The following is a 4151-nucleotide window of genomic DNA, read 5'->3' as shown; positions in this document are numbered from 1 at the left end:
AGAAAATACAGGTAATCAATCTTTCGCTAAACTTGAAAAAGAATATGATGCTAAGCTTGGTATTTATGCACTGGACACAGGTACAAATCAAACTGTTGCTTATCATTCAGATGATCGTTTTGCATTTGCATCTACATCTAAATCATTAGCTGTGGGCGCTCTTTTACGCAAGAACTCATTAGAAGCTCTTGATCAAAGGATTACGTATACTCATGAAGATCTTTCTAATTATAATCCAATTACTGAAAAGCATGTTGATACAGGAATGACGTTAAAAGAACTTGCAGATGCTTCTGTTCGATATAGTGACAGCACAGCACATAATTTGATTCTTAAACAGTTAGGGGGGCCCTCTGAATTTGAAAAAATCTTGAGAGAAATGGGAGATACTGTTACTACTTCAGAACGATTTGAACCTGAATTAAATGAAGTGCATCCAGGAGAAACGCATGATACCAGTACACCAGAAGCGATAGCTAAGACACTTCAATCATTTACATTAGGAACTGCACTCCCAATAGAAAAACGTGAACTATTAGTAGATTGGATGAAGAGAAATACAACTGGAGATAAATTGATTCGTGCGGGCGTACCAAAAGGATGGGAAGTAGCTGATAAAACAGGCGCGGGATCTTACGGAACAAGAAATGATATCGCAATTATTTGGCCACCAAATAAAAAGCCGATTGTTCTTGCTATACTTTCTAATCATGATAAAGAAGATGCTAAATACGATGATAAACTTATTGCAGACGCAACCAAAGTCGTGTTAAATACCTTAAAAGCTACGGAATAAATGATAATAGGTTAAAAGTTTTCTATTTTAGGCGGGTGTTTTCATCAACTAAAAATTTAATAGTGTTCCAAAAACGAAATTTGGTGCTAACTTGTAATAAAAAGCTCATTTTTATTGTTTGGGGATAAATCGTTCTTTAAGCTTGATGGCGATTTCGTGCTATCCCTAAACATCTGGACTGTAATAGCCAACTAAAAAATGCAAACAAAAAGACCTTTAATCAGTCGTTTTGTTTGCATTTCCTTTTTCTAAAACCACAGAAAAGATAAGTACTATAGTTAACACCATAATAAACCTTACTTCACTTCCATCACTTACAAAAAATGAATACAAAGTATAAATTAAAATTAATATTCCATAAATAACTTTGTGCAATGAACTCCCCCCCTTTTTGCCGTATATATTTTAGTGTAAAAATTTAATTCAAGCCCTACATCAAAATGAAAATAAAAAGCACCTGTGATATACACAAAGTGCTTTTCTCTTGTCAATTTATCTATTTTCACTATATTTATCTATTTTCTTTTTATAACTCAAATTTCTTTGAATCGTACTTTTCTAGAGTTTGCTGCAATTCATTTTGTTCATATGGAATATGTTGATCTGTCTGCACATCTTCAACATTTTCTCCACCTGTTAATAATCTCCTGTACTTAAAAGAGTGCCCTGTTAATACTGTTGTAATCATTTTGTATTGCCCTCCTTTTGTTTGATTACTTGTATCATAAAACAAGTATCTGAAGTTAATATGTAGTTTATCTAGAGTGTATGTAAATTCAAAAAATCTCTAATAAAATGTTTATGTTGTAACGTTACCACCAAAACTAGTGCTTCAAACACCATGATTTGAAGAGACAGTAACCCATATTCTAGCTTGAATTCCCGCTACAGTTCTATATTGAGTAAAACTAGTTAATCCCTATAATATAAAAAGAGCACCACTTTTTGGATGCTCTTCGTCATAACTATATATTATTTAATTTCCTTCTTTTGTTGGTACCATTTTTCCTTCTTGAGAGTCTGTRCCCTCTGTTCTTTCAACAGTTTTTGCATGTTCTGGTTTTTCAGGGGCTCCCATTTCAAATCCAGATTGAGAATCTGTACCTTCTTTTGYTGGTACCATTTTTCCTTCTTGAGAGTCTGTACCYTCTGTTCTTTCAACAGTTTTTGCATGTTCTGGTTTTTCAGGGGCCCCCATTTCAAATCCAGGTTGAGAATCTGTACCTTCTTTTGTTGGCACCATTTTTCCTTCTTGAGAACCTGTACCTTCTGTTCTTTCAACAGTTTTTGCGTCTCCTTTAGGAGTTGCTGGCACTGCATCTTTAGGTAMATCAAAGTTTTGTGAGAAAGACGTTGTTCCATCTGCACTCYGTGTAATTACTTGATTKGAACTATYTTCATTTGAYTTTAAATTGTCCATTTTCGCATCATCTGCACCTCCCGCTACCAATCCTGTACTTAAAAGTGCTCCTGCTAATAATGTTTTAATCATTTTTCATTACCTCCTGTTTATTTGTAATATTCATCAAAAAAGTATCTAAAGTTAATGTTTTAGTCATTATCTTTATCTACTTGCTTTTTGATTACATTTAGCATAAGACAAGAATCTATAGTTGATATGGACTGTATCTGGAGATTATGTAAAGAAAAATGGATGATCAATTGTATATCCTAATGGATGCTTAGACAAGATTGAAACTTTATATGAGTTTGAACAATTGAGTTCCCCTTTGTTTTTGGGTGTGAGGTTTTTAGCTGGAGTGGAATGAGGGACTAACCTTTTCTAATTTGAAAGCAAACTTTTTATTATTAGTTTACATTCATATTTTCAACTCTTTTATTTTTCTTCTCTTCTTTTTGAATTTCAGATACTGATTTTTCAGGGTTTTTTATAAGTTTTCCTAATTTCCCAGAACGCGTAAATTTGTCTTCAAAGTTTTCAGTTGTACTTATACTAGCTATAAAATCTAATTCTTTATTATTATTTATATAACCTTTTATACGAGGAACTCCCATTGGACTTATCTTATTTTCTGTAAATATAATAGATTTTACATCTTTAATATTATAGTGAATATACTTTTCTACTCGTTCTTTTTGTTCATTCCAAAACTTTTCTTCTTTTTCTTTTTGTTTTAAGTATTCCATTGTAAAATACCCTCCTGCTATGAGCATCACARCAGATACAACCAAAATSATTACTTTCTTCATTGGAAATTCTCCTTATAAAAAACACTTACCAATGCATTTTTCTTAGAATGGGATACAAAAAAAGAGTAGTTCAAAGACTACTCTTGTCTTTTTTCTTTCTCTTCTTTTTCAATTTTGGATACAGACTTTGCTGGTTTTTTTATTAGTTTTCCAAGTTCTCCAGAACGTGTGAAATCATCTTCGAAATTTTCTGTAGTACTTATACTAGCTATAAAATCTAATTCTTTATTATGATTTATATGGCCTTCTAAATAAGGAACGCCCATTGGACTTACATCTTTTTTTGTAAACGTAATAGATTTTACATCTTYAATATTATAAYGAATATACTTTTCTAYTCGTGCCTCTTGTRCTTTCCAAAACTTTTCTTCTTKTTCTTTTTKYTTTAAGTATTCCATAGTGAAATATCCTCCTGCTATGAGCATCACAACAGATACAACCAAAATCATTACTTTCTTCATTGGAAATCCCCTTATATTCAAAGCTAGTTAACATATGCTCTTTCTAAAATAGGGTACAGAAACCAAGAGTAGTTGCAAGAACTACTCTTGGTTTTTCGCTTTCTCTTCTTTTTCAATTTCGGATACTGATTTTTCAGGTTTTTTTACATAATTATCATATAATTCCCCTGAACACCCAAACTTATCCTCAAAATTATCTGTAGTACTTATACTAGCATCAAACCATAATTCTTTATCATCATTTATATATCCTTCTACAGAAGGAACACCCATCGGACTTATATCATGTTTTGTAAACGTAATAGATTTTACATCTTKAATATTRTAATGAATATACTTTTCTAYYCGTGYYTCTTGKWCTTTCCAAAACTTTTCTTCTTTTTCTTTTTGTTTTAAGTATTCCATAGTAAAATACCCTCCTGCTATAATACAAATAATGGATAAAATAATTACCAATTTCTTTTTCATTTAAAATCCCCTTGTATTTGAATATAGTTAAAATATACCATGAAATGAGTTGAAACATATGAGTGAATTAAAAAAGAATACTATTGCGACAGATGAAGATTATTTTGAGTTATCAGATAAGGTTTATAAAAATACATATTTACATAAAAGTGAAAAAATAACGGGTAGTAATGGGAAAGTATGGAGGGTTATAGAAACGTTTAATGCAGATAAAG

7 protein-coding genes are annotated in these 4151 nt (G+C 31.5%); 1 reads left to right on the top strand and 6 read right to left on the bottom strand.

Annotated elements, in window-relative coordinates:
* The coding region (gene bla, locus AC1DJR_RS19685) for a class A beta-lactamase (protein WP_477003306.1) at positions 1-796 on the top strand (796 nt) is incomplete at its 5' end.
* Between the two features lie 216 nt (positions 797-1012).
* Here the strand turns inward: bla and AC1DJR_RS19680 are convergent.
* The 6 genes from AC1DJR_RS19680 to AC1DJR_RS19655 all read right to left on the bottom strand — a co-directional run bounded on the left by AC1DJR_RS19680 (position 1013) and on the right by AC1DJR_RS19655 (position 3936).
* The gene (locus tag AC1DJR_RS19680; protein ID WP_002087303.1) at positions 1013-1171 is read right to left on the bottom strand and encodes a hypothetical protein; all 159 of its coding nucleotides are present in this window, start codon (positions 1169-1171) and stop codon (positions 1013-1015) included.
* Positions 1172-1322: 151 nt separating this feature from the next.
* Positions 1323-1484 carry a hypothetical protein gene (locus tag AC1DJR_RS19675; RefSeq protein ID WP_002188515.1) on the bottom strand — a complete coding sequence of 54 codons (162 nt, stop codon included), beginning with the start codon at positions 1482-1484 and terminating at the stop codon, positions 1323-1325.
* A gap of 288 nt (positions 1485-1772) precedes the next feature.
* Positions 1773-2288, bottom strand: coding sequence for a hypothetical protein (locus AC1DJR_RS19670; RefSeq protein WP_477003305.1), 516 nt, complete (start codon positions 2286-2288; stop codon positions 1773-1775).
* A gap of 317 nt (positions 2289-2605) precedes the next feature.
* Entirely contained in the window at positions 2606-3007 is a 402-nt protein-coding gene (locus AC1DJR_RS19665; RefSeq protein ID WP_477003304.1) for a DUF1433 domain-containing protein, read from the bottom strand.
* A gap of 77 nt (positions 3008-3084) precedes the next feature.
* On the bottom strand, positions 3085-3468 hold the full coding sequence (locus tag AC1DJR_RS19660) for a DUF1433 domain-containing protein (protein ID WP_477003303.1): 384 nt from the start codon (positions 3466-3468) through the stop codon (positions 3085-3087).
* Between the two features lie 81 nt (positions 3469-3549).
* A complete protein-coding gene (locus AC1DJR_RS19655; protein ID WP_477003302.1) occupies positions 3550-3936 on the bottom strand; it encodes a DUF1433 domain-containing protein in 387 nt (128 codons plus the stop codon).
* Between the last annotated feature and the right edge of the window lie 215 nt (positions 3937-4151).

The organism is Bacillus sp. 05T31, from assembly GCF_056396725.1.
Note: the sequence above shows the minus strand (reverse complement) of the source record. Positions and strands in the feature narration are given on the sequence as shown.

Excerpts from the sequence above, each read along its gene's own strand:
- AC1DJR_RS19675 (WP_002188515.1), bottom strand. The coding sequence starts at position 1,484 with ATGATTACAACAGTATTAACAGGGCACTCTTTTAAGTACAGGAGATTA.